The sequence below is a fragment of the Candidatus Moraniibacteriota bacterium genome (assembly GCA_016699875.1).
Classification (GTDB): Bacteria; Patescibacteriota; Minisyncoccia; order Moranbacterales; family UBA1568.
On record CP064989.1, the window covers coordinates 789,953 to 813,172 of the forward strand.

Sequence of the window (23,220 nt, forward strand, 5' to 3'; positions counted from 1 at the left end):
ATAACAATTCATTGTAAGCGAATCTAATTTCTCATCTCCTGCCGTCTTTCGGGAGCGTTTTTTGTTCTCCGAGAGGCGGGAGAAGGGATGAGCGTCTTTCTATGCCCAAAAAAGAAGCGGTCAGAAAAGAAGAGAAGGTACTGAAGATTCGCGATTCGTTTCGTTCGGGATCGTCCCTTTCGACGCGAAAATTCTTCAAGCGGCGCATTATGGTGTCGCTTCCGAACCTTATCGACGTGCTTACAAGTTCGTACATGTGGTTTTGGGAGAAGGGTTTCAAAGAATTGCTCGAAGAAGTGAATCCTATCCGTGATTTTACCAATAAAGATCTGGAGCTTCGCTTGGGTGACTACTATCTTGACGAGCCGAAATACGATGAAGTGACCGCCAAAGCAAAGAACATTTCCTATGAGGCGCCGCTTCGCGCCAAGGCGACGCTTACTTTCAAGAAAACGGGAGAAGTGAAAGATCAGGAGATTTATCTTGGCGAATTTCCGATCATGACCGATCGGGGGACATTTATTATAAACGGTGTTGAGCGCGTCGTTGTGAGTCAGTTGATTCGTTCTCCGGGAGCGTTCTTCACCATGAACTATCAGAAAGGTAAGAAGCTTTTCGGTGCAAAAATCATTCCGAATCGTGGCGCGTGGCTTGAGCTCGAGACCGATCTCGACGGAGTGATCTCTGCGAAGATAGATCGGAAGCGGAAGGTGCCGGTGACGGCGCTCTTGAAGGCGTTTGGCTGCGGCAATGACGAGACGCTCCGAGGTTTGTTTGCCGATACGGATACGGGGGAGGTGCGCTATATCGAGGAAACTCTCTCGAAGGATCCGACTCGCACCCAGGGTGAAGGATACAAGGAAGTCTATAAGCGACTTCGTCCGGGTGACTTGGCGACCGAAGAAAATGCGAAGCAGATGATTGACTCGATGTTTTTCAATTACGAGCGCTACGATTTTGGAAGTGTTGGGCGGTATCGCCTCAATCAGCGGCTCGAAACGAACCGTGAAGACCTCGAGGCAAATCGCGTGCTGAATGTCGATGACTTGGTGCTTATTATCCGCGAAATCATCAGGCTTAACAACGATCCGGAGGCGAGACCGGATGATATCGATCATCTGGGCAATCGCCGCGTGCGCGCCGTGGGTGAGCTTATTCAGAACAAGCTACGCGTAGGGCTCTATCGCATGGTGCGAAATATCAAGGATCGCATGAGTACTTGTGATGTTGAGACGGTGATTCCGGGACAGCTCATCAACCCGAGACCGGTCGCGGCAGCGGTGAAAGAATTTTTCTCGAGTTCGCAGCTTTCGCAGTTTATGGATCAGGTGAATCCGCTGGCAGAGCTTGAACACAAGCGCCGTCTCTCGGCAATGGGGCCGGGCGGACTTACGCGTGAGCGAGCGAGTTTCGAAGTGCGCGATGTGCACTCATCGCACTATGGGCGTATTTGTCCGGTGGAGACGCCGGAAGGACCGAATATCGGCTTGGTTGGACATATGGCGACCTATGCGCGCGTCAATGAATACGGATTTCTCGAGACTCCCTACTTGCGCGTCCAGAAAGATATCGCTGTTGAAGATGCTCAGGAATTGGTAGGAAGGATTCTGAACGAGCCAATTGCCGGCAATGAAGTCGGTACATTGATCGACGAATCACTTGCCGGGAAAATCGCAAGGGAGCGAAAGGGTGGCACGGTTCGAGTAAAACCGTTCATTACTCTCGCTATCGATTATCTCAATGCTATTGTCGAAGATCGAAAAATTATCGCACATGCCGGTATCGAAACTGACGAGAAGAACAATATTCTGGAGCCGCTTGTTGAAGCTCGTGTGAATGGTCATCCGGAGATGATTGAGGCGGAGCGCGTAGACTATGTGGATGTTTCTGTGAAGCAGTGCATTTCCGTGGCAACCTCGCTCATTCCATTTTTGGAACATGACGATGCAAACCGCGCGCTCATGGGTTCGAATATGCAGCGCCAGGCGGTGTCTTGCGTGGTTCCTGACGCGCCGCTCGTGGGGACGGGTATTGAGGATAAGGCGGCGGCTGATTCCGGACAGGTGATTCTTGCTCGGCAAGATGGCGAAGTAATCGAGGTGGATGCGAGTCATGTGGTGGTAAGGGAATCGGCGCCGATCGGTTCGAAGAAGGCTCATTTTGATTATGTATACGCGCTCAAGAGTTTTGCCAAGTCAAACAATTTCACGAGCATGAACCAAGTGCCGCGTGTCGCGAAAGGGCAACTGCTCAAGAAAGGTGATCTCATTGCGGACGGTGCCTCGACGGATCGCGGCGAGTTGGCGCTCGGGCAGAACGTGGTTGTCGCATTTGTTCCGTGGCAGGGCTACAACTTTGAGGACGCCATCATCATGTCGGAGCGATTGCTGCATGAGGATCGCTACAGCTCTATTCATATCGAAGACTTTTCTCTTGATGTGCGCGACACGAAGCTTGGTCCCGAGGTAGTGACGCGCGATATCCCGAATATCGGTGAAGATCGTCTGAAGAACTTGGATGAACAGGGAATTATCCGTATCGGTGCCGAGGTGTCTTCCGGTGACATCCTGGTTGGGAAAATCTCCCCGAAGGGGGAGGGTGACCTCACGGCGGAAGAACGATTGCTTCGCGTTATCTTTGGTGAGAAGTCGCGCGATGTGAAAGATTCGTCGCTGTACCTTCCACACGGTGAGCGCGGAAAGGTAGTGGATGTGAAGATATTTTCTCGAGAACAGGGCGACAAGCTCTCCATGGGCGTGTTTCAGCAGGTGCAGGTTTCGGTGGCGCAGCTTCGAAAGGTTTCGGTAGGGGATAAGTTTGCCGGCCGCCATGGAAACAAAGGCGTGGTTTCTCGCATTGCGCCGATCGAAGATATGCCGTATCTCGAAGATGGTACGCCGGTTGACATGATCTTGAATCCGCTCGGCGTAGCGAGTCGTATGAACATCGGGCAGATTCTTGAAACACATCTCGGATGGGCGGCAAAGAAGCTTGGTTATACAGTGGCGACGCCGGCGCTCGATGGCGCGACTGAAGCGGATATCAAGGCCGAGCTCCACAAAGCCGGACTCCCCGAAAACGGAAAGGTCCGACTTCGTGACGGAAAGTCGGGGGAATACTTTGACAATGAATCAACTGTCGGCGTTATGTATGTGATGAAGCTCAATCACTTGATTGATGACAAGCTCCACATGCGTTCCATTGGACCGTACTCACTTATTACGCAGCAGCCTTTGGGCGGCAAGGCGCAGTTTGGCGGGCAGCGGTTTGGAGAGATGGAAGTGTGGGCGCTCGAAGGATATGGAGCCGCGCATACGCTGCAGGAAATGCTGACCATCAAGTCCGATGATGTGCTTGGTCGATCGAAGGCGTACGAGTCTATTATCAAGGGAGAGCCGATTAAGAGTCCGAATATTCCGGCGTCATTCCATGTGTTGGTGAATGAATTGAAGGGTCTGTGTCTCAATGTTGATTTGGTGGGCGCGACACCGGTCGCCTCCGAAGAGGATGATCATTCATAAAACAATACACACTTCGTATTCTTCAACTCTAATTTTCCAACACTATGATGGAAGAAACTGGCATTACTAAGGTAAGCGACTTCGAGAGTGTGCGGCTCACGCTTGCTTCTCCGGAACAGATGCTCGAGTGGTCGAGCGGAGAAGTGACAAAGCCCGAAACGATCAATTATCGAACTCAGCGATATGAACTCGACGGACTTTTCTGCGAAAAGATATTTGGTCCGTCGAAAGATTGGGAGTGCTATTGCGGCAAGTACAAGCGCGTGCGTTACAAGGGTATCGTGTGTGACAAGTGCGGTGTTGAGGTGACACGGTCGGTGGTGCGTCGCGAGCGGATGGGTCATATCAAGCTGGCAGCGCCTGTTTCGCATATCTGGTTCTTGCGCGGCGTGCCATCAAAGATCGGTCTGGCACTGGGCCTTTCTCCGCAGGAGGTGGAGAAGGTTGTGTATTTCTCGTCTTATATTGTCACGTCGGTCAACGAGGAAGCTCGAGAGCAAGCGATTAATCAGCTTGAGCGCGAGTACAAATCGAAACAAGGCGACGTGAAAGAAGAGTCTGGAACAACAAAGCATCTCGAAGAGAGTCTCAATGCGCTGAAAGATCAATACCGGACAGCAAAAGACGATATTAAGGGAATCGAACTCTTCCGCGTGTTGTCCGAAGTGGAATATTTCAATCTCTCGACGCGTTTTGGACAGATGTTTACAGCCGGTATCGGCGCTGAGGCAATTCGCAAAGTTCTGGAGAATCTTGATATTGATCAAACAATCGAACGCCTCAGAGAAGAACTCGAGGCGAACGGTATGAACGATGAGAAGAAGACGCTTCAGCGACTCAAGCTCTTTCAAGGGTTCAAGAAATCGGAACTGAAACTTGAGTGGATGTTGCCAACGATGATCCCGGTTATTCCTCCGGATCTTCGCCCGATGGTGGCGCTCGACGGTGGACGTTTCGCAACATCCGATCTGAATGATCTCTATCGTCGTATTATCAATCGAAACAATCGTCTCCGGAGACTCCTTTCGATCAATGCGCCAGAGGTAATTACGCGCAATGAGAAGCGTATGCTTCAGGAGGCGGTGGATGCGCTCTTTGACAACAGTGCCCGGCGCGGCCAGGCGTCGACGGCAGCCTCTACGGGGCAGCGTCGCCCGCTTCGATCACTTGCCGATGCGCTCAAAGGAAAGCAAGGTCGGTTCCGACAGAATCTCTTGGGAAAGCGCGTTGACTATTCCGGTCGGTCGGTTATTGTCGTTGGTCCGCAGCTGAAGCTGCATCAAGCGGGATTGCCGAAGAAAATGGCACTCGAACTCTTCAAGCCCTTCATCATTCACAAGATGATCGAGAAGGAGTATGCGCACAATGTCCGCACGGCAGGGCGAATGGTGGATGCGGAGACGGAAGAAGCCTACGAAATTTTGGACGAGATCATCGAGCATCACTATGTGCTTTTGAATCGCGCCCCAACGCTTCACCGCTTGTCGATTCAAGCGTTCCAGCCGGTTTTGATCGAGGGGAAGGCGATTCGCTTGCATCCTCTGGTGTGCTCGGCGTTCAATGCGGACTTCGATGGTGATCAGATGGCGGTTCATGTTCCGTTGACCGATGAAGCGCGTGCGGAGAGTGCCAACCTCATGCTGTCGTCGAAGAATCTTCTGAAGCCGGCATCTGGCGAACCGGTTGTGACTCCGTCGCTTGATATGGTGCTTGGAATTTATTATCTGACACACATCAAGAAAGGCGCGAAGGGAGAGGGGAAAATACTGAGCTCCATGAAGGAGGGTGTTTATCTCTACAACTCAGGATTGGCAGATGCGAATGCGAGGGTGAAACTTTTGTTCAACGATGAGGTTATCGATACGTCTATCGGGCGGATTCTTTTGAACGACATTTTGCCGGAGTCGCTTCGCTTTGTAAATGCGGAAATGACCAAAAAGGATTTGAAGGGTTTGGTAGCTCAAATATTGGCAACCGAAGGAAGCGAGCAGGCGGCGCTCTTTGCGGATCGCGTCAAAGATCTTGGTTTCAAGGCTGTGTCGCATTCCGGTATTAGCTGGGGAATGGATGATCTCGTAGTGCCAGCTGAGAAGAAATCGACGATCGAAGCGGCAGAGCGACAGATTGCCGAAGTGAAAGAGCAGTATCAGATGGGATTGCTCACCAATGAAGAGCGTCGGAATCGAGTGATTGAAATCTGGAATGCGACGAAGAATACGATTACCGAGTTGGTTCGGGAGTCGATCGACAAAGACGGACCGGTCTATTCCATGATTTACTCGAAGGCTCGTGGTACCGAATCTGTCGTTGTGCAGATGACCGGTATGAAGGGACTTATGGCGGGTCCGACCGGTGAGACGCTTGAACTTCCGGTAAAGAGCTCCTTTAAAGAAGGATTCAATGTGTTGGAATACTTTATTTCAACACACGGCGCAAGAAAGGGTATGGCGGATATCGCGCTTCGCACGGCGACCGCTGGCTATTTGACTCGCCGATTGGTTGATGTGTCGCAAGACGTTATCGTTCGCGAGGCAGACTGCGGCGACACCGAAGGTGCGACGCTGTATCGTGAAGATAGCGATAGCGTGGGTGTTTCTTTTGCTTCTCGAGTCGAGGGTCGCGTGTCTCTCGAGCAAATCAAAACGGAAACCGGGAAGATTCTTGTGAAAAAGGGCGAACTCATTACCAAAATGCAGGCTCAAGAGATTGAGCGTCGCGAGATTCCGAAAGTGCATATTCGCAGCGTGGTGACGTGCCGGACACGTCGAGGTGTCTGTCAGAAATGTTACGGCGTTGACTTGGGACGAGCATCTCTGGTGCAAGAGGGGCAGGCGGTTGGTATCGTCGCGGCACAGGCTATCGGTGAGCCGGGAACGCAGCTTACGATGCGGACCTTCCACATCGGAGGTGTTGCCGGGTCGGACATTACGCAAGGACTCCCGCGTGTTCAGGAAATCTTCGAAGCTCGCCAGCCGAAGGGTGAGGCGGTGATTTCTGAAGTAGATGGGAAAGTCATCTCTATCTTGAGTGAAAGTTCCAAGACCACGTCTATTAAAGTGGAAACAACTGATGGCGAGATGAAAGAGTATCTTGTGCCGAACGGAAGCGGTATTCGCGTTGAGAAGGGAGACCTCATTGCAAAGGGGCAGGCGCTTATCGAGGGGAGCCTTGATCTTCGTAAGCTTTTCGAAGTGATGGGTCGCGAGGCATTGCACCGCTATATTCTTCGGGAAATTCAAGAGATCTATGCTTCGCAAGGCGAGGGCATAAACGACAAACATATCGAGGTCATCATTCGTCAGATGCTTTCTCGTGTCCGTATTCTGGATTCCGGAGATGCCGATCTTTTGCCGGGAGACATTGTCGAGAAAGACCAATTCGAAGAGGCAAATGAGGAAGCAGTAACACTTGGCGGGAAACCGGCTGTCGGGGAACAACTCCTCCTCGGTATCACCAAAGTGGCTCTCTCGACGGAATCATTCTTATCTTCCGCATCTTTTCAGGAGACGGCTCGCGTGTTGATCAATGCGGCGGTGACTGGTCGTGCCGACAAACTCCGTGGTTTGAAGGAGAATGTGATTATCGGTCGGTTGATTCCTGCGGGAACAGGATTTCTGGATCGCCAGATGGCGACAGCTTCTTCACTATCTCCGGAAGCGGATTCTTCTGTGAAATAGTGAGGGGAAGAATCAAAGAGAGAATATACACAATGAAAACGATCCCAAGTTGGGATCGTTTTCATTTTTTGTGGGTAGGTATGTCTCTCGGCGCAGGTCGTATTTTTTCTTTTCTGTAAGGTATTTGGTATAATATCCCCATTATGGGAAGGAAAAAGAAAACAAAAGACATCTCTCAGGATCCCGAAGAGGAAACGGAGATGAATGAATCTCCGGGCATCCTTCATCATGATGTGAAGCGAAGCATTGTTGCTATTCTTCTTTTTACAGCGGGCATTCTTTTCGCGCTTGGGTTTTTCAAGAGTGCGGGGATGCTTGGATTGTTCTTCGATCGTATGGCGGGGCTCGGTCTGGGGTGGGGAAAGTGGGTCTTTCCATTTCTACTGTTTCTTGCGGGCGTCTTTCTCTTTCGTCGTCGAACAAGCTCGTGGTCAGATGTTGTGAAATTGGGAGGACTCACGGTGGCATTCCTAAGTTTTCTCGGGCTTTTGCATTCGTTTCAAAGTGGCGATTTGGAGCAGCTGGCTCTGGAGGGTCGGGGCGGGGGGTATATCGGGTTTTGGCTGGCAATGCTTTTTGAAAAACTTGCCGGAACGGTCGGGGGAACGATTTTGTTTGTAGCGATTTTCTTGGTAGGCACTATTGCGGCGTTTAATTTTTCACTGCTTCAATTTTCGGATTCGTTTGGCGAGTGGGCGAAGCGTCGGGATGCGAACCGACCTGATTTCGAGAAAGACGGAGAAGGAACTGTAGCCGAATCAGGTTCTCCGGATGAGCCAATCTCTGAAATTCAGGTCGGGACGGAGGCGCCGGCAACCGTTGACCCGGTGGTTATCGAGAAAGAAAAATTAGAACAAGAGAATATAAAACATATCCATTTTCCGCAAGAGGAGAATGAGAAGCAGTCAGGAACAGCATCAGCTGACATGAGAAAAGGTTCGGATCTTGCATCGGTTCCGGCATACTTTCTTTCCGGCGAGCGAAAGCCGTTCTCAGTGGAACCTCGCCGGTCATCGAGAAAGCGAACGTTTTGGCAGTTGCCGACGCCGGACCTTTTGGATGCTTCAAGCGAAGAGGGATTTGGCGGTGATACGGAATCGCGCGCGGAAATTATTCGGCAGACGCTTGAAAATTTCGGCATCCCAGTCGTGCATCATGCAACAATGGTTGGACCGACGGTGACGCAATACATGTTTAGTCCTGCGGGCGGTGTGAAACTTTCTCGCATCACAACGCTGTCGGATAATCTGGCGCTTGCTATGGAGGCGCCCTCCATTCGCATTCAGGCGCCGATTCCCGGGAAGGCTCTTATTGGCATTGAGGTGCCGAACCAAGTGCAGGCAGTGGTTAGATTGCGGAATATTCTGGAGAGCTCGGCGTTCTTGAAGCGGAATTCTCCGTTGACGGTTGCACTCGGAAAGGACGTGCATGGAGACTATGCTGTTGCTGATATCGGGAAAATGCCACACCTGCTCGTCGCGGGAACAACTCGGAGCGGGAAAAGCGTGTTTATTAATGCGATTCTCCTGTCGCTTCTCTATCAGAATGCGCCTGACGATCTTCGTCTTATCCTGATCGATCCGAAACGTGTGGAGCTTTCACTTTACAATGGTATTCCACATCTCATTACTGACGTGATTGTTGAGCCGAAGAAAGTGGTGAACGCGCTTCGTTCTATGGTGGGAGAAATGGATCGTCGGTACAAGCTTTTGGAACAAGTCGGTTCTCGAGATATCGAATCCTATCATGTACGTTCTGCTCGTGGTGAAAAGCGAACGGTATCGTTGCCCGGAGGCGGACAGCGGGAAGAAGATTTGCCGAAGCTCCCCTATATTATCATCGTGATTGACGAGATGGCAGATCTCATGATGTCGCATGGGCGTGAGGTGGAGGGCGTGATTGTGCGTTTGGCGCAGATGGCTCGAGCAGTTGGCATTCATTTGATTCTTGCGACACAGCGGCCGAGCGTTGAAGTTATCACAGGACTCATCAAGGCGAATATTGTGACGCGTATTGCTTTCCAGGTGGCGACACAGATCGACTCTCGTACGATTCTCGACCAGGGTGGTGCTGAAAAACTTATCGGACAGGGAGATATGCTTTTTACGACGGCTGGCTACCCTCAGCCGCGGCGAATTCAGGGGCCGTTTGTGTCCGAAGATGAAGTGCACAATGTGGTGGAGTTTATCCGGGATCAGAAACGCGCTGCCGGTTTTGAAGAATCGATCGATGGGGAAATATCAACCGGATCCCCCATACGCGAGCGGGAATTCGCTTTGCCGCCACTTCCTCGGTCGAATGGCGATCTGGAGGCGGCTCCGGTTGGACCCGATCCGGAATCGCCTGCGCATCCCGAGAGGTTCTCTGATAGCATTGTATTCTCACTTGATGATGAAGAGAATCTGGAAGAGGATCAGGATCCTCGATATGAAGAAGCTCGTCGCGTAGTGCTTGAATTCCGCCAAGCATCCACCTCATTCCTTCAGCGGCGTATGGGACTTGGATATTCCCGCGCAGCGAAGATTATCGATTGTCTCGAGAAGAACAGGGTTATCGGTCCAAAGGATGGTTCCAAGCCCCGGGAAATTATTGCGCTCAATGGCATTTCTCCAGCCAAAGCGTCTTCTCCGGAGAATTCAGCTGGTATTGCCGATGTAGCGGATGAACAAGGGGCATCTTCCCCAGAAGATACTCAGGAAGACAAGTGGCAGATGTGATGACGGATTCTTCTTTGGAATATTTCAATTGATAGTGCTGCTGTATGGTGTTGCGGTGGCCCGATCTTGAGTTCTGGGAGAATGATATCTGCGAGAGGTGCTCTTGTGGAGCTGGGAGCGCTTGCAATTTTCTGTTCCTTTTATTTTCCTAAACAATCGGCCTATCCTTCATGGTGTATACGATGAGAAAGAGGTAGAATGCGGGTAGTCATGTTATTTCAATGTGTTATATGGAAAATGAAACGCTTATATCGTATATTGAGGGTCAGGTGCGGGCTGGTGCGAAAAAGGCAGATATTCAAGAGGCATTGCTTGCTGTTGGGTGGTCGGAAGACGATGTGAGCATGGCCTATGCCCGCGCATTGGTTGCGTCCGGCGTGCCGGTTCCGGAAGGGGATGGAAAATCGCTTGCTATGAGAAAAGCATCGACGGCAGATGTGATGATTGGGTTCTTTGCGTTTATTTTGCTTGGTATTATTCTGTCAGCAATCGGTTCCCTGTTCTTTGAGATAATCGATAAGTATTTTCCCGACCGTTTGGTAAACGGAGCGCTTGGATCGGCTGTTTCATCGGACACAGTGCACTATTCGACCGCTGCTCTTATAGTGGGGATGCCGCTCTATCTTTTCGCGCTTCGCCTGTGGTTTCGCCGTTTTCGCGAAGATGATGCCCGGGCAGAATCCCGTCTTACGAAATGGGTGACATATCTCGTGCTTCTTATCGCTGCTATCACTATTGTCGGTGATTTTATTGCTATTCTCTTTACATTTCTTCAGGGTGAAATCAGCGCTCGATTTTTCCTGAAAGCTTTGGTGATTCTGGGAATTTCCGGTATGGTCTTTGGTTTTTATTTTCTCGAGAGAAGGAAGGTTCAATACAAGAAAGATGTCCCCCGGAAGACATTCCAGTCATTTGGTTGGGGGCTTGTGAGTGTGGCAATGCTTGGTATTGTGCTGGGATTTCTGGCAGTGGGGTCTCCGGCCACAGAGAGAATGCGGACATTTGATGTTCGGCGCGCCAGTAATTTGGTGACGCTTGCGGGATGCATCAGCGGCTATGCGCAAGAGTTCTCTCGTTTGCCGGGCACGCTTTCGGATCTGGATCGGTCAAGTCAGTTTGGATACTGTCTCTCCTTGCAGGATCCCGAAACAGAAGCTCCGTATGAATATCGCCCCATCAAAGATTTTCTGTCGCTCCAAGATGGGAGTGAGGCAGAGTTTGAATTGTGTGCGGTATTTGCTTTGGATTCGAGCGAGAATATCCAGTTGCAGTCTGGCGGCGGTATGTATTCTTCCCAACCTTCTTCTAAGTGGAATGCTCACTCGGCGGGAAGAAATTGCAAATCTGAGGCGGTTGTTCTGAAGAAAAACACAGTATATCCCGTACCTTTCCCATCAGATACGGTGTCATATTGACAAGAATACTGGATGTGGTACGTTGGGAGGACAACCAAAAAGGCCATTCTTGCTCCGCCCCGATACGGTATTGTGCCGCGGGGATACGGGCAAGGTTCGAGGCTCGAAGAGAGTCCGTGGCGTCTTTTTGCGTTGCGGGCTTTTGTTTTTAATGTGCATATATGATGGAGTACGAAATTCTGTATTTGGTAGGGGAATCGAAGAAGTCGCAGCTTGAGATGATTAAGAAGGGCATCGAGGAAACAATCGCTGCATCGGGAGGAGAAGTGCAACCGGGGGAGTTTGTTGATGAGCGTCGGATGGAATATTCAATCAAGGGTGAGTCTCGCGGGGTCTATGTTGCGAAGCGTTTCACAGTGAAAGAGGGCGCGGGAGATATTCCTGCGGAGGTTACAAAAGCAATTTCGTTCAACAAAGACATTGTGAGGTTCATGGTTGTTCGCGCTGAGGGATTGCCAACACTTGAAGATTCTCAGGAACGAGTGAGACGTGTTCCGGATGCAAGACGGAAGCCTCAGGGACGCTCGGCATTTGCTCGCCAGCGTTCCCTCCAGGGAGGAGTGGCGCCGGTCGTGCCCGATCCGGAGCAAGCAAAATCAGTTATTTCCGATACGGAAATAGATAAAAAACTTGGCGAGGTTTTGGATATCTAATTTATTTTCCTCTCGCATATGAATGTAAACAAAGTGATTCTGGTTGGGAGGCTGACACGTGATCCTGAAACGCGGACAACGCCAAACGGACAGACCGTTGCCACGATTGGTCTGGCGACGAGTCATCGTTGGAGTGACAAAAGCGGTCAGAAACAAGAAAAAACGGAATTTCATACGATTATCCTGTGGGGTCGGACAGCGGAAGTGGCTGCGCAATACCTTACGAAAGGACAGGAGGCATATTTCGAAGGGAGGCTCCAGACGAGGAGTTATACAGGGAAAGATGGCGTTGAGCGTCGTGTGACAGAAATTGTGGCGGAAAATATGCAACTTGGAAGTCGCCCGATGGGGCAGGGCAGTAGCTCATCTCGGTCTGATTCAGCTCATGCATCGCAACCTGCGAATCATGGCCAATCAAGGTCAACGCCGGTGTCTGCTGATGATGATATCCCGACGATTAATCTTGATGATGAAAAGGAAGAAATTAAGATTGAGGATGTCCCGTTCTGAGAACTTGTTTACAGTACCCATATTTTTCTTTGGTTTCCAAGTTTTGACTGCACAACAGAAATAGTAGTGCGATTGAATTTATTCCGGTAACATTTTGTATTATGCAAACCAGCGAACAAGAACAAGCAATGCGCAAGAAGTTGGAATCACTCGACTACAAAGACGCGTATTTTCTTCGAAAATTTCTCAATTCGCAGGGAAAGATTTACCCTCCGAAGAAATTCGGATTAACAGTAAAAGAACAGCGTCATCTTTCTGTTGCGATTAAGCGCGCTCGGTATATGGCGCTTGTCCCGTATGTTATTCAGTAGGGCAGAGATGGGGGCTGACCTGTGGGAATTCTTTTTACTTTCTGTTTGCTCAGGGTGTATTTATTGTGAGCGGTGAATTATGTTGAATATCAGTGATATTAAAACAGGAAAGAAAATTGTACTAGAGGGTGATCCGTACGCAGTGCTTTATCATGAGCATTCCAAAACAGGACGTGCTGGAGCGGTACTGAGGACTCGATTGAAGAATCTTCGGACAGGCGCAGTCTTGGAGCGAACCTTTCAGGGATCGGACAAAGCAGATGAGGCAGATGTAACGAAATCAAAGGCGCAGTATTTGTATCAAGAAGGACATTCCTATGCCTTTATGGATATGGAGTCGTATGACCAAGTTTCTTTGTCGGCCGAGACACTTGCCGGCGCGGAGCGCTATCTTGTCGAGGGAACTGAGGTGATACTCCTGCAGTTTGAAGGGATGCCACTGACTATCGAACTTCCGCCCAAAGTAACGCTTACCGTGGTTGATGCGCCACCGGGAATCAAGGGTGATAGCGTATCTTCCGGTGACAAGCTGGTCAAACTCGAGACCGGACTTGAGGTGACAACGCCACTCTTTGTGAAGGAGGGCGATCGGATTATTGTAAATACTGAGAAGGGGACATACGTGTCTCGCGCGTAGGGGCGCGGGTTCTGTATTGCGAGTTCATTTTAAAAATTTCCGGAGTTGTTCCAAAATTATCTTTGAGGAGGAGGTTTGGCGTCTGATTTGCCTGGCTTCTCTTTCTGTTTGCGAAAAAACAGAGTTTTGGCTATAATAGGGAGTGGAGAAGGGAAGAGTTCCTTTGTTTTTTTGATGGCAGGTGTTATGAGGTGGGCGCTTGTTTTGTGGGGACTGGTTTTGAGTACGGTACTCTCAGCTTTTGCGTGGGGAGCAGTGCTTTTCTTTGTGAATCCGGAGGATGCAACCGGATTCGAATGGACCGCTTTTATCTTCACGCTTCTTCTTGTGCTTACGGGTTCATGCTCTCTGCTGGTTCTCATGGCGCGGCGAATGTTTTTTGGGATTGAATATGCCGTGGCGCGCATCGGCACCAGTGTCCGTCAGGGAGTATTTCTCGCTCTCTTTTGCGTGGGAGTATTATTTTTAGCTCGATCCGGATGGCTCGCTTGGTGGGATGCTGCGCTTTTTTTCGGATTTCTTTTCTTAGTAGAGCTTTTCTTTTTGCGAAAATTTAGAGTGAAAGGTATTGAATCGGTACCTGCTCGGGGAAGTCATTGATTTTTCAGTTTTGCTTACTGCTATGTCTCCAACCGAATCAAAAAACAAGAACGAATACGGCGCCGCTTCCATTCAGGTTCTCGAAGGACTTGACCCGGTGCGGAAGCGTCCGGGCATGTATATTGGCGGCACGTCTCTCGAAGGACTCCATCATCTCATCTGGGAAGTGGTAAATAACTCCATCGATGAGGCAATGGCGGGATTCGGCAATCATATTGTTGTACGGCTCTTGCCGGGCGAGGTTGTTGAAGTGACGGACAATGGGCGCGGCATTCCTGTGGAAGTTCATCCGCAAACGAAGAAGTCCACGCTTGAAACCGTGCTTACGGTGCTGCATGCCGGAGGAAAATTTGGCGGTGGCGGGTACAAAATCTCCGGAGGGTTGCATGGCGTGGGTGTTTCCGTGGTGAATGCGCTCTCAGAATGGACACGTGTCGAAGTGCATCGAGAAGGCAAGGTATGGTTGCAGGAGTACGATCGAGGAAAGCCTCGAGGCGATGTTCGGCCGATCGGACCGTCGAAGCGGACCGGAACAACGATCTCTTTTAAGGCGGACAGTCAAATTTTCTCAGAGGTTCGATATAGTTGGAGCAAAATCTTAGACTATCTTCGCTATCAGGCATATTTAACCAAGGGGATTCGTATCAGCGTGTCTGATGAGCGTGATGCATCAGGTGTTCATGAAGCATACAAGATCAAACAATACTCATTTGTTTTTGATTCGGGCATTATCTCCTTTGTAAAATTTCTTAATCGTGGCAAGGAGATAAAGAATGCGACGCCGGTTTCCATTGAGAAGACCGTTGGCGATACCTATGTTGAGGTGTCGCTTCAGTATGTCGATACGTTCAAAGAGCATCTCTTTTCCTTTGCAAACAATATTCTCAATCCCGAGGGTGGAATGCATGTGACCGGCTTTCGCAGCGCCCTGACTCGTTCACTCAATGACTATGCGAAGAAGCGAGGAATTCTCAAGGAAAAAGACGGGTCGCTTTCTTCGGAAGATGTGTTCGAGGGGCTTACAGCAGTGATTTCCGTGAAGCTTCCGGAGCCGCAATTCGAGGGACAGACAAAGGCGAAACTGGGAAACGCTGAGGTGCGCGGCATTGTGTCGGGCGTGGTTTCGGCGGGACTTGCGGAGTTTCTTGAGACTCATCCCGACGACGGGAAGGCGATTCTTGAGAAATGTCTTCTGACAGCTCGGGCGCGTATTGCGGCTCGTGCTGCGAAAGATGCTGTGCTTCGAAAGGGGGCGCTCGATGGCATGACGCTCCCCGGGAAGCTTGCTGACTGTACGAGTCGCGATGCTTCGAAGTCGGAGCTGTATATTGTTGAGGGAGATTCTGCTGGTGGAAGTGCCAAGCAGGGTCGAGATAGAATGTTCCAGGCGATTCTTCCGCTGCGGGGGAAGCTCGTCAATGTTGAGAAAACCAGTCTTGACAAGGTGGTGAAGTCGGATACGCTAAAGCCAATCATTATTGCGCTTGGCGCCGGTATCGGTGAGAGTCTTACCTTGGCGAAGCTTCGCTATCACAAAATCATCATCATGGCGGATGCTGATGTGGATGGTTCGCATATCCGCACGCTTCTTCTCACATTTTTCTATCGATATTTCGAAGATATGGTGAAGGAGGGATATGTATATATCGCTCAGCCGCCGCTCTATCGGCTTCAGAAAGGGAAGCGGATAGAATATGTTTTTACGGACGAGGAAAAGGATCGTATGTTGTCAAGTATGACAAAAGATGCTGCTGCAAAAGCAGAGAAATCGAAGTCTTCGGGAAGCAAAGAATCCGGTTCAGAAAACGTCGAGAGCGGCACATCTTCATCAACAGATGGATCTGAGACGATTCATGGAGTGAATATTCAACGCTATAAAGGTTTGGGAGAAATGAATCCCGAGCAGCTCTGGGAAACGACTATGAATCCGGAGAATCGGCAGATGCTTCGCGTCTCTCTCGATGATGCCGAAGAAGCAGATAGAATCTTCGATATTCTCATGGGTAACGAAGTTGAACCTCGCCGCCGCTTCATTCAGACACACGCAAAAAGTGTGAAAAACCTGGACGTGTAGATGGGATGTGCTTCTTGACTTCCTCCCTCTGTTTATGCTACGATTTTTCGAGCGAAGGAATCCTTTGCTTGAGCGGTTCTTTTCCCGTATACTCGACATATGAATGGGTCAATCGGAAATCTGAAGTCGCTGGCAAAGTGTCCGGTGTGCAATAAGAAGTACACCTCCGCCGTTGTGACGCCTCTTGCCGAGAATGAGACTCGTTCGACAATGCATATCTCATGTCCGTCATGTGGTGTGTCGAGCATCTTGTTTGTGTCGATGAATCAGTGGGGAATTGCCAGTGTGGGCATCCTGACAGATCTTGGCGGCGAGGAGTCCAAGAGGCATTTTGGTCGAGAAATTGTCTCGACTGATCAGGTGCTCGACGCTTACATCTTTCTGAAAGATCGGTCGGGGCATTTGAGCGATATTCTATAAGAGTTCAGTGGTGCGAAGTCGATGCTCGCGATGGTGACTTCCCGGGGAATTCTCCCGCTTTCTTTTTTAGCAGTCGTCTTTTTGAAACGTACTTATGAGCGCATCAATACAACTTTCGGTTGAAGAACGAATGAAGACGGGGTCAACACTTTCAAGTATTCGAAAGAGTGGTCGAATTCCGGCAGTATTGTACGGGCACGGGGATACATCGCAGATGGTGACCGTATCCGCTCTTGAATTTTCTCGAGCATATAAAGAAGCTGGCGAGAACACACTGGTAGAGCTTATCCTCCCAAAGGGAAAGCCGATTAATACGCTGATCTATGATGTACAGACCGACCCTTTGTCTGGGAAATTTCTGCATGTCGATTTTTATCGAGTGCGCATGAATGAGAAAGTGGAGGCAACGGTTCCGTTGGTATTTACCGGGGAATCTTTGGCTGTCCGCGGGTCGGGAGGGGTGCTTGTAAAAGCGCTTGATGAAGTGGAAGTGTCGTGCCTTCCCGGGAATATCCCTCACGAGTTCCTTGTTGATATTGCAGCTCTGGCTACTTTCGACGATCAGATTCATGTCTCGGATATTGCTGTTCCTGACGGGGTGGAAATGTTAAGCGATGCAGAAGCGGTTGTTGCGCTTGTGGAACGTCCAAGAACAGATGAAGAGATGGCATCTCTGGACACAAAAGTGGAGGCTGATGTGAATAAAGTGGAAGGTGTGGTAAAAACAGAAGGCGCTCCGAGTGCCGAGAAAAAGTCAGAGTAGATGATTTTTGTCCGTATTAATTGACACTAGAGGGACTTTCTTCTTGACAGACTTCTATTTTTTTGCTAGTTTTGAATGTCAGGAAGGAACTGCTTTCAGTGGCGGCAAAATATTTCTTGAACCTTTCCACCCGCTTTTCTTTGTTGGCGTACGAGGCTCCGCCCGCAGTACCATTCGAGGACTATCCCTCCTTAGGTCCTCGGAGGTTACGTCTCCCGTGTCTTCGGATACATGGAGCGGCTGCGGACGGAACCCTGTGCGCCAATACGAAACAGCCCCGCTTCTCATTTAGAGAGGATGCGGGGCTGTTTTGTTTTACGGCGGGTGTATATATCATTCCGAGTGCTTGTTCTCTATGAGGGTGCGGAGCCTTTCTGTGACAATGGGGAAAGTTTGTTCTATTTTCGCGAGCTCGTCGGCAGAGAACGGCTCGAGGACAAATGTTGCCGTATTTTTGTAGGGATGCGCCGTATTATTTGATAATGGCTGCTTGATGCCGATGCGGAAGCGGAGGAAGTCTTTGGTACGAAGTACCTCGATGATATCTTCAACGCCGTTGTGTCCGGCAGACCGGGAACTGAATGATTCACGAACCTCTCCTAAGAGGATATCCAAGTCATCGTGAATGACGGCAATGTCGCTCGGATCGATTTTATAGAATTGGGAAATATTTCGTACCGCATCGCCGGATCGATTCATAAACGTCTTTGGGCGGGCAAGTGCCACCTTTTCGGTTCCAAGTCGACCTTCGGCATATTCCGCTCGAAATGACGAGCTGTTGCGGAAGGCGGGGAAATCCCAATGTTTGCGAATGTATTCGATACAGGAGAATCCGACATTGTGCCGTGTGTCTTGGTATTTTTCTCCAGGGTTTCCGAGTCCGATAATGAGGTACATATGGTTGGTATGTGAACGGTCAAAGGTGTTGCTTGGGAAAAGAATGCATGATTGACTGTGCTATCTCTCCGATGCAAGGGCGGCATCAAGTTGTTTCTGATATTCAAGATCTTTCTCGGAACTCTGCAGATCATCAATAGTATCTTCTTTGAATGAGAGTCGTTTGGCAAGATCGTTTCCAAGGAAAACAACGATATCACTCTGATCGTATTCTTTGAATATGTCATGAATAGTATCGTCTTGGCTCCCGGTTTGGAGCGAGAGTTTCATGGCTATTTCATTGGTGGTATAGACGGCTTCGGTGCTTGCCCGGCGGAAGATGCGGCTTGTATCAAGCGTATTGTTTTCGGACATCGAATATTCGGTTGATTGAACTTTCGGAGCGATGCGAACTTGTTTCATGTGGAGATTCTCGGTAAGAAATTGCATGACTCTTGCTCCGAGCGAAGGATTGTCCGAATTGTTAACGAGGGTGATGCGAGCATTTTCCGTGTCGATCGATTCTTGGCGAGATCTTAATTGGTCGAGATCGAAGATATTCTGTGCGAGCTCGCGTGTTTCAACCCAATCGCCAGTTCGAGGCACGAGGATAAACATAGAAACCGAGCCAACGGGAACATGCGAAACACGCAGGAGGCTATCTTTTTTCCATGCGTCAATGACGGCGGTGGAGATATTGGTAGTGTCGAACTCGTCGGCGAGCCCGATGAGACTCTCTATGTTAGCGAGAGAAAGGTCGGTTTTGATGTGATTTCCAAGTGTATCGATAACGCCGGAGATTGCGAGTGGATTGAGGAATATTTGGAGAGAGAACGCCTTTTTCTTGAGAGCCGCAAGAACAGCTTGCTGGCGTTTGGCGCGTCCGAAGTCTCCTTCCGGATCGCCGTGTCGTTCGCGGACATATTTGAGTGTAGTTGCGCCGTCGAGGTCCTGCCACCCTTTCTTGACGGAGAATGTTTCATAACTGTAATTTGGTCCGGGAAAGCGCGAGTCGAAGAGATCACGTTCGACATAGATGCTGATGCCGCCAACGCGATCGATAATATTGATAAATCCGTCATAGTCGAGTGTGGCAAATGCGTGTATGGGAAGTCCGGTTATTGTTGAAACAGCTTGCTTGATAGTATCTGCGCTTTCATTGTTCGCTCGATCGATTTGGTAGAGCGCATTTAGTTTGGTAAATGTTTTCGTGTCGGGTATTTCCACGTAAAGATCGCGCGGAAGGGAGAGGAGTGCGATTTTCTTGCGCGAAAAATCGAAACTCGCAACCATGATCGTGTCGGTAAGATTTTGTCCGGCGGTTTTTTCATTCGCTTTTCCAAGAAGGAGAATATTCGTGCGTCCTTCTGACTCTCCGGGAAGAAGGCTTCTTTCGCGATGAAGGATTGGCGTAAGGAGCGATGTTGCGCCATGTAACGTATCGGAGAGGGCGGTATCTTCTTGAGGGTCGATACTCATAGCTCTTGTTGCGCTGCCGATCTTCCAAGAAAAGTATGTCAAAAGCGAGAGCGTAACCAGTAAAAGCAATGGGAGTGTCCAGAGGAAGATCCGCAGAAACTTCCGGTGGTGCTGAGGATGTTGTTGTAATCGTTCAAAAGTGTCTTGCTGCTGACCGAAGATAGGCATGGATGTCGTATGGGGACGGCTCAAAGGGGATGCCTGCGCAAAGGGTGTGGTTGGCGCACCCGTCTTTATTCGGAATGGTTTTCTTCGAAGACTGTCCATGGATGTTTCAATATTAAGGTTGTCTTGCCAAGCGTCGAATGCGCATGATATTCTGTGAAAGTTGGTCTATGCGCTTGAGGATCGCAGTGGTATTTTGAAACAAACAATGCTTGAATTCTCGGTTTCCTAACGCGAGTACAAGTGCATGCTTGAGGGGGTCCAAGGTGTGTATTTCTCTTAAGTTATCGAGAGGGTGTGTATGAATTATATTGAAGGAGGTCAGCCACAGAATCCCGATATGCATCAAGAAACATTTGATGAGGAGGAGGTATATGGTGTCGGTCGCTTCTTGTTGGAGATTGCAAAAATTGTCATTCTCGCACTGGTCATTATTATACCTGTCCGAGTGTTCTTCTTCCAGCCGTTCTTTGTGCAGGGAGCAAGCATGGAACCGAATTTCCATGATGGGGAGTATTTGGTTGTCGGGGAATTCGGCTATAAGGAGACAGTTGTCGGATTTGGCGGTATCGCTCTATTTGATGTCACGCCCTTCAAGGAATTGCATCGTGGCGATCCTGTTGTGTTTCGTCCGCCAGGCATTGCTGGACAGTTTTTTATCAAGCGTGTTGTTGGTCTTCCGGGCGAGACAATTGAGATAAATAATTCCCATATCATAGTGAAGAATGCTCAGACTCCGGGAGGATTTGTGCTCAATGAACAGATGTATCTTTCTCCAACAGTGGAAACAACCGGGGATCGAGTGGTAACACTGAAGAATGACGAGTATTTTCTTCTGGGAGACAACCGGACGGCAAGCAAAGACTCTCGCGCATTTGGACCTGTCTCGAAAGATCGTATTACTGGCAAGGTGATGCTACGGGCTTGGCCATTTGATCGTTTTACACTCTTCTAAACAATTTCTCTCTCCTATGTCATCTGCCGGATCTCTCTCGAAAGAGTCTTCAAAGAAAAAGTTGTCTACGGAAAAGAAGTCGGGAACAATGAAAGATCAGAAAGAACCGTTGCTTCTGCAGACGCTTCGTGGTATGCGGGATATTCTTCCGGATGAGCAGCCATACTGGGAGCGAATTCGCAGACTCCTATCAAGCGCCTGTCAAGAATTTGGCTTTCATCGGATTGATACGCCGGTTGCGGAATATGCCAACCTGTTTATCCGTTCAGTGGGCACTGGCACGGATATCGTTGACAAAGAAATCTATCTTTTTGAGACGCGGGGTGGTGATAAGGCAGCGCTCCGTCCTGAATTCACGGCAAGTATCGCTCGTGCTTATATTGAACACGGCATGCAGTCATTGCCAAAGCCGGTAAAACTCTTTTCAACCGGACCGCTTTTCCGCTATGATCGACCGCAAGAGGGACGCTATCGTGAACACTGGCAGGCAAATTTTGATATTTTCGGTGAAGCTGATCCGATCCTCGATGCTCAGGTGTTCCAGATTGCCTCTCGAATCCTGACTCAGCTCGGGCTCAAAAATATTGAGTTTCAGGTGAATAGCATTGGGACTCCTGAGGGACGAAAAGAGTATCGCAAGATTCTTGTGCGATACCTTGAATCTCAACGGCACAAACTGTGTCAGAACTGTAAAGATCGCCTTCTTACGAATCCGCTTCGGGTCCTCGATTGCAAGGAGGATAAGTGTGTGCAAGTAACGGCAAATGCTCCGCAGTCAGCGGACTATCTCGACACTGACTCCCGAGAACATTTCAAGCTCCTCTTGGAGTACCTGGATGAGCTTGCGCTTCCGTATGTTGTGAATCCGAGATTGGTGCGCGGACTCGACTATTACACGAAGACGGTGTTTGAAATTTATTCCACGAGTACGGATCGAAGCGGCAAGAAAGCGTCTTTGGGTGGTGGCGGTCGATATGACGGATTGATTAAGTCGCTTGGTGGCGAACAAACGCCAGCTATCGGTTTTGCACTTGGTATGGATCGACTCGTTCTCGAGATGGTTCGTTTGGGCGGAAAACCCTATCGCGAGTTGCGACCCAAGGTGTTCTTGGCGCAGCTCGGTGATTGTGCAAAGAAAAAGAGTCTCCGCGTCTTTTCCGATTTGCAGAAAAACGACATTCTAGTTGCGGAGAGCTTTGGTCGGGGAAATCTCAAAGCGCAACTTCGTGCTGCCAATCGAGTTGCCGCTGAAGTTACTGTAATTATCGGACAGAAGGAAGCTCTTGACGGTACGGCTATCGTGAAAGACATGGTAAGTGGAACGCAGGAGATGGTTCGGCAGGACAGGTTGGTGGGCACTATCAAGAAGATTCTCAAGAGTAATGTGCAGACGAGTCATAATGGAAATGGGAAGTGATATCCCAACGGTTTTTCATTTATTTGCGCAAACTTACCTATGGGGTTTTTCTCGAGTGACACTATCTTTACCGCGAGGGAGCTGAAGTATGGGAACTTCAAATATAGCAAGGTGATGAAAGATCTCCTGGCAGACAAGGATGTTGCTGATATTTTGGACAAGGGAGATGAGAAGAAGGTCTTCTATGACAAGATGAAGGAAGTGGCAAGTCGAACACCCGGAGGGCGGCTTACTCGTAATGGACTTCGCGAAGTGCTTGGTTACTTCAGGAGCGGCAGAGCGGCAAATATTCATCCGACCAAGGAAGCGATACCTCTTGCACAGAAAATTGCGAAGAAATTTCTTCCCGCAGGAACTCGTCGATATGTGTACCGAAAGGAGAATGATATCGACAGCCCGATGCATGGGCGGAGGTTTACGGAAAGATTCTCGCCGGGGTCGGCAGTACCGGATACGAAAGCAAAACCTTTCGCATCTTCCGTAAAACCAATGTCTGGTATGTTTCGATCTGCGCCGCCGCCGATATCTCGTCCAATCTCTGCTGTGCGGCGATTCCCATCCCGGCCTGCATTTTGAGTGTTTGTTTCTGAGTTCAATGTAGATATATGCCAACGGTTTTTACGAAAATCATCAACAAAGAGATTCCGTCGGACATCTTGTACGAAGATGACGATATTCTGGCGTTTCGAGACATCCATCCGCTTGCGCCAGTGCATGTTCTGATTATTCCAAAACGAGAAATCTCATCCATTAATGATGTTCTCGTGGATGATGCTCTACTTATCGGCAGGATGGTGTTGGTTGCTCGTGATGTGGCGAGGGACTTGAATATTTCCGGAAAAGGGTATAAACTACTCTTTCGAGTGGGGAGGGATGGTGGACAGGAAATACCGCATATCCATCTGCATCTTATCGGAGGCGCTCGTCTCCATGAGGATATTCGTCCAGCTTGATGATTGAGGTGATGAGACGGTTTTCTTTAGATTATCCTGGCTCTGGACTTTCGCTCGTGGCGCTCTGTGGATTTGAG

18 protein-coding genes are annotated in these 23,220 nt (G+C 49.6%); 16 read left to right on the top strand and 2 right to left on the bottom strand.

The annotated features are described in order from the left end of the window. Nucleotides 1–209: 209 nt before the first annotated feature. The 12 genes from IPK84_03815 (at nucleotide 210) to IPK84_03870 (ending at nucleotide 17,298) form a co-directional block, all read left to right on the top strand. Entirely contained in the window at nucleotides 210–3,521 is a 3,312-nt protein-coding gene (locus IPK84_03815; GenBank protein QQS16259.1) for a DNA-directed RNA polymerase subunit beta, read from the top strand. A 62-nt stretch (nucleotides 3,522–3,583) separates the two neighbouring features. Beyond that, on the top strand, nucleotides 3,584–7,198 hold the full coding sequence (gene rpoC, locus IPK84_03820) for a DNA-directed RNA polymerase subunit beta' (GenBank protein QQS16260.1): 3,615 nt from the start codon (nucleotides 3,584–3,586) through the stop codon (nucleotides 7,196–7,198). Nucleotides 7,199–7,398: 200 nt separating this feature from the next. Continuing rightward, entirely contained in the window at nucleotides 7,399–9,915 is a 2,517-nt protein-coding gene (locus IPK84_03825; GenBank protein ID QQS15470.1) for a DNA translocase FtsK, read from the top strand. 230 nt (nucleotides 9,916–10,145) lie between these two features. Further along, complete coding sequence (locus tag IPK84_03830; GenBank protein ID QQS15471.1) at nucleotides 10,146–11,330, top strand: hypothetical protein; 1,185 nt, start codon at nucleotides 10,146–10,148, stop codon at nucleotides 11,328–11,330. 161 nt (nucleotides 11,331–11,491) lie between these two features. After that, nucleotides 11,492–11,983, top strand: coding sequence for a 30S ribosomal protein S6 (locus tag IPK84_03835; protein QQS15472.1), 492 nt, complete (start codon nucleotides 11,492–11,494; stop codon nucleotides 11,981–11,983). Between the two features lie 18 nt (nucleotides 11,984–12,001). Next, complete coding sequence (locus IPK84_03840) at nucleotides 12,002–12,493, top strand: single-stranded DNA-binding protein (GenBank protein QQS15473.1); 492 nt, start codon at nucleotides 12,002–12,004, stop codon at nucleotides 12,491–12,493. Between the two features lie 101 nt (nucleotides 12,494–12,594). After that, a complete protein-coding gene (locus IPK84_03845; GenBank protein QQS15474.1) occupies nucleotides 12,595–12,804 on the top strand; it encodes a 30S ribosomal protein S18 in 210 nt (69 codons plus the stop codon). Between the two features lie 79 nt (nucleotides 12,805–12,883). Further along, nucleotides 12,884–13,441, top strand: coding sequence for an elongation factor P (efp, locus tag IPK84_03850; GenBank protein ID QQS15475.1), 558 nt, complete (start codon nucleotides 12,884–12,886; stop codon nucleotides 13,439–13,441). A gap of 186 nt (nucleotides 13,442–13,627) precedes the next feature. Next, complete coding sequence (locus IPK84_03855; GenBank protein ID QQS15476.1) at nucleotides 13,628–14,041, top strand: hypothetical protein; 414 nt, start codon at nucleotides 13,628–13,630, stop codon at nucleotides 14,039–14,041. Nucleotides 14,042–14,063: 22 nt separating this feature from the next. Then, nucleotides 14,064–16,115: a DNA topoisomerase (ATP-hydrolyzing) subunit B gene (gyrB, locus tag IPK84_03860; protein ID QQS15477.1), complete on the top strand. Its 2,052-nt coding sequence runs from the start codon at nucleotides 14,064–14,066 to the stop codon at nucleotides 16,113–16,115. A 99-nt stretch (nucleotides 16,116–16,214) separates the two neighbouring features. Next, nucleotides 16,215–16,535: a hypothetical protein gene (locus IPK84_03865; GenBank protein ID QQS15478.1), complete on the top strand. Its 321-nt coding sequence runs from the start codon at nucleotides 16,215–16,217 to the stop codon at nucleotides 16,533–16,535. A 94-nt stretch (nucleotides 16,536–16,629) separates the two neighbouring features. Continuing rightward, on the top strand, nucleotides 16,630–17,298 hold the full coding sequence (locus IPK84_03870; GenBank protein ID QQS15479.1) for a 50S ribosomal protein L25: 669 nt from the start codon (nucleotides 16,630–16,632) through the stop codon (nucleotides 17,296–17,298). Between the two features lie 333 nt (nucleotides 17,299–17,631). Here IPK84_03870 and IPK84_03875 read toward each other — a convergent pair whose 3' ends face one another. Together IPK84_03875 and IPK84_03880 are read right to left on the bottom strand one after the other, a co-directional pair. Beyond that, nucleotides 17,632–18,195, bottom strand: coding sequence for an aminoacyl-tRNA hydrolase (locus tag IPK84_03875; GenBank protein QQS15480.1), 564 nt, complete (start codon nucleotides 18,193–18,195; stop codon nucleotides 17,632–17,634). Nucleotides 18,196–18,255: 60 nt separating this feature from the next. Further along, nucleotides 18,256–19,821 carry an LCP family protein gene (locus tag IPK84_03880; protein QQS15481.1) on the bottom strand — a complete coding sequence of 522 codons (1,566 nt, stop codon included), beginning with the start codon at nucleotides 19,819–19,821 and terminating at the stop codon, nucleotides 18,256–18,258. 298 nt (nucleotides 19,822–20,119) lie between these two features. Here IPK84_03880 and lepB point away from each other — a divergent pair, with 298 nt between their 5' ends. The 4 genes from lepB to IPK84_03900 are packed head-to-tail and all read left to right on the top strand — an operon-like array spanning nucleotide 20,120 to nucleotide 23,143. Next, the gene (lepB, locus tag IPK84_03885) at nucleotides 20,120–20,773 is read left to right on the top strand and encodes a signal peptidase I (protein QQS15482.1); all 654 of its coding nucleotides are present in this window, start codon (nucleotides 20,120–20,122) and stop codon (nucleotides 20,771–20,773) included. Between the two features lie 16 nt (nucleotides 20,774–20,789). After that, a complete protein-coding gene (locus tag IPK84_03890; GenBank protein QQS15483.1) occupies nucleotides 20,790–22,190 on the top strand; it encodes a histidine--tRNA ligase in 1,401 nt (466 codons plus the stop codon). 39 nt (nucleotides 22,191–22,229) lie between these two features. After that, nucleotides 22,230–22,766, top strand: coding sequence for a hypothetical protein (locus IPK84_03895; protein ID QQS15484.1), 537 nt, complete (start codon nucleotides 22,230–22,232; stop codon nucleotides 22,764–22,766). Nucleotides 22,767–22,795: 29 nt separating this feature from the next. Further along, nucleotides 22,796–23,143 (top strand): histidine triad nucleotide-binding protein, encoded by a 348-nt coding sequence (locus IPK84_03900; protein ID QQS15485.1) that lies wholly within the window; start codon nucleotides 22,796–22,798, stop codon nucleotides 23,141–23,143. The last annotated feature ends 77 nt before the right edge of the window (nucleotides 23,144–23,220 follow it).

What these genes read in the sequence shown, in the direction of transcription:
- IPK84_03890 (QQS15483.1), top strand. Translation starts at nt 20,790, where the DNA reads ATGTCATCTGCCGGATCTCTCTCGAAAGAGTCTTCAAAGAAAAAGTTG.
- efp (QQS15475.1), top strand. Translation starts at nt 12,884, where the DNA reads ATGTTGAATATCAGTGATATTAAAACAGGAAAGAAAATTGTACTAGAG.
- gyrB (QQS15477.1), top strand. Translation starts at nt 14,064, where the DNA reads ATGTCTCCAACCGAATCAAAAAACAAGAACGAATACGGCGCCGCTTCC.
- IPK84_03875 (QQS15480.1), bottom strand. Translation starts at nt 18,195, where the DNA reads ATGTACCTCATTATCGGACTCGGAAACCCTGGAGAAAAATACCAAGAC.
- IPK84_03815 (QQS16259.1), top strand. Translation starts at nt 210, where the DNA reads ATGGTGTCGCTTCCGAACCTTATCGACGTGCTTACAAGTTCGTACATG.
- IPK84_03895 (QQS15484.1), top strand. Translation starts at nt 22,230, where the DNA reads ATGGGGTTTTTCTCGAGTGACACTATCTTTACCGCGAGGGAGCTGAAG.
- IPK84_03880 (QQS15481.1), bottom strand. Translation starts at nt 19,821, where the DNA reads ATGCCTATCTTCGGTCAGCAGCAAGACACTTTTGAACGATTACAACAA.
- IPK84_03855 (QQS15476.1), top strand. Translation starts at nt 13,628, where the DNA reads ATGAGGTGGGCGCTTGTTTTGTGGGGACTGGTTTTGAGTACGGTACTC.
- IPK84_03840 (QQS15473.1), top strand. Translation starts at nt 12,002, where the DNA reads ATGAATGTAAACAAAGTGATTCTGGTTGGGAGGCTGACACGTGATCCT.
- lepB (QQS15482.1), top strand. Translation starts at nt 20,120, where the DNA reads ATGAATTATATTGAAGGAGGTCAGCCACAGAATCCCGATATGCATCAA.
- IPK84_03845 (QQS15474.1), top strand. Translation starts at nt 12,595, where the DNA reads ATGCAAACCAGCGAACAAGAACAAGCAATGCGCAAGAAGTTGGAATCA.
- IPK84_03865 (QQS15478.1), top strand. Translation starts at nt 16,215, where the DNA reads ATGAATGGGTCAATCGGAAATCTGAAGTCGCTGGCAAAGTGTCCGGTG.
- IPK84_03900 (QQS15485.1), top strand. Translation starts at nt 22,796, where the DNA reads ATGCCAACGGTTTTTACGAAAATCATCAACAAAGAGATTCCGTCGGAC.
- IPK84_03825 (QQS15470.1), top strand. Translation starts at nt 7,399, where the DNA reads ATGAATGAATCTCCGGGCATCCTTCATCATGATGTGAAGCGAAGCATT.
- IPK84_03835 (QQS15472.1), top strand. Translation starts at nt 11,492, where the DNA reads ATGATGGAGTACGAAATTCTGTATTTGGTAGGGGAATCGAAGAAGTCG.
- IPK84_03830 (QQS15471.1), top strand. Translation starts at nt 10,146, where the DNA reads ATGGAAAATGAAACGCTTATATCGTATATTGAGGGTCAGGTGCGGGCT.
- IPK84_03870 (QQS15479.1), top strand. Translation starts at nt 16,630, where the DNA reads ATGAGCGCATCAATACAACTTTCGGTTGAAGAACGAATGAAGACGGGG.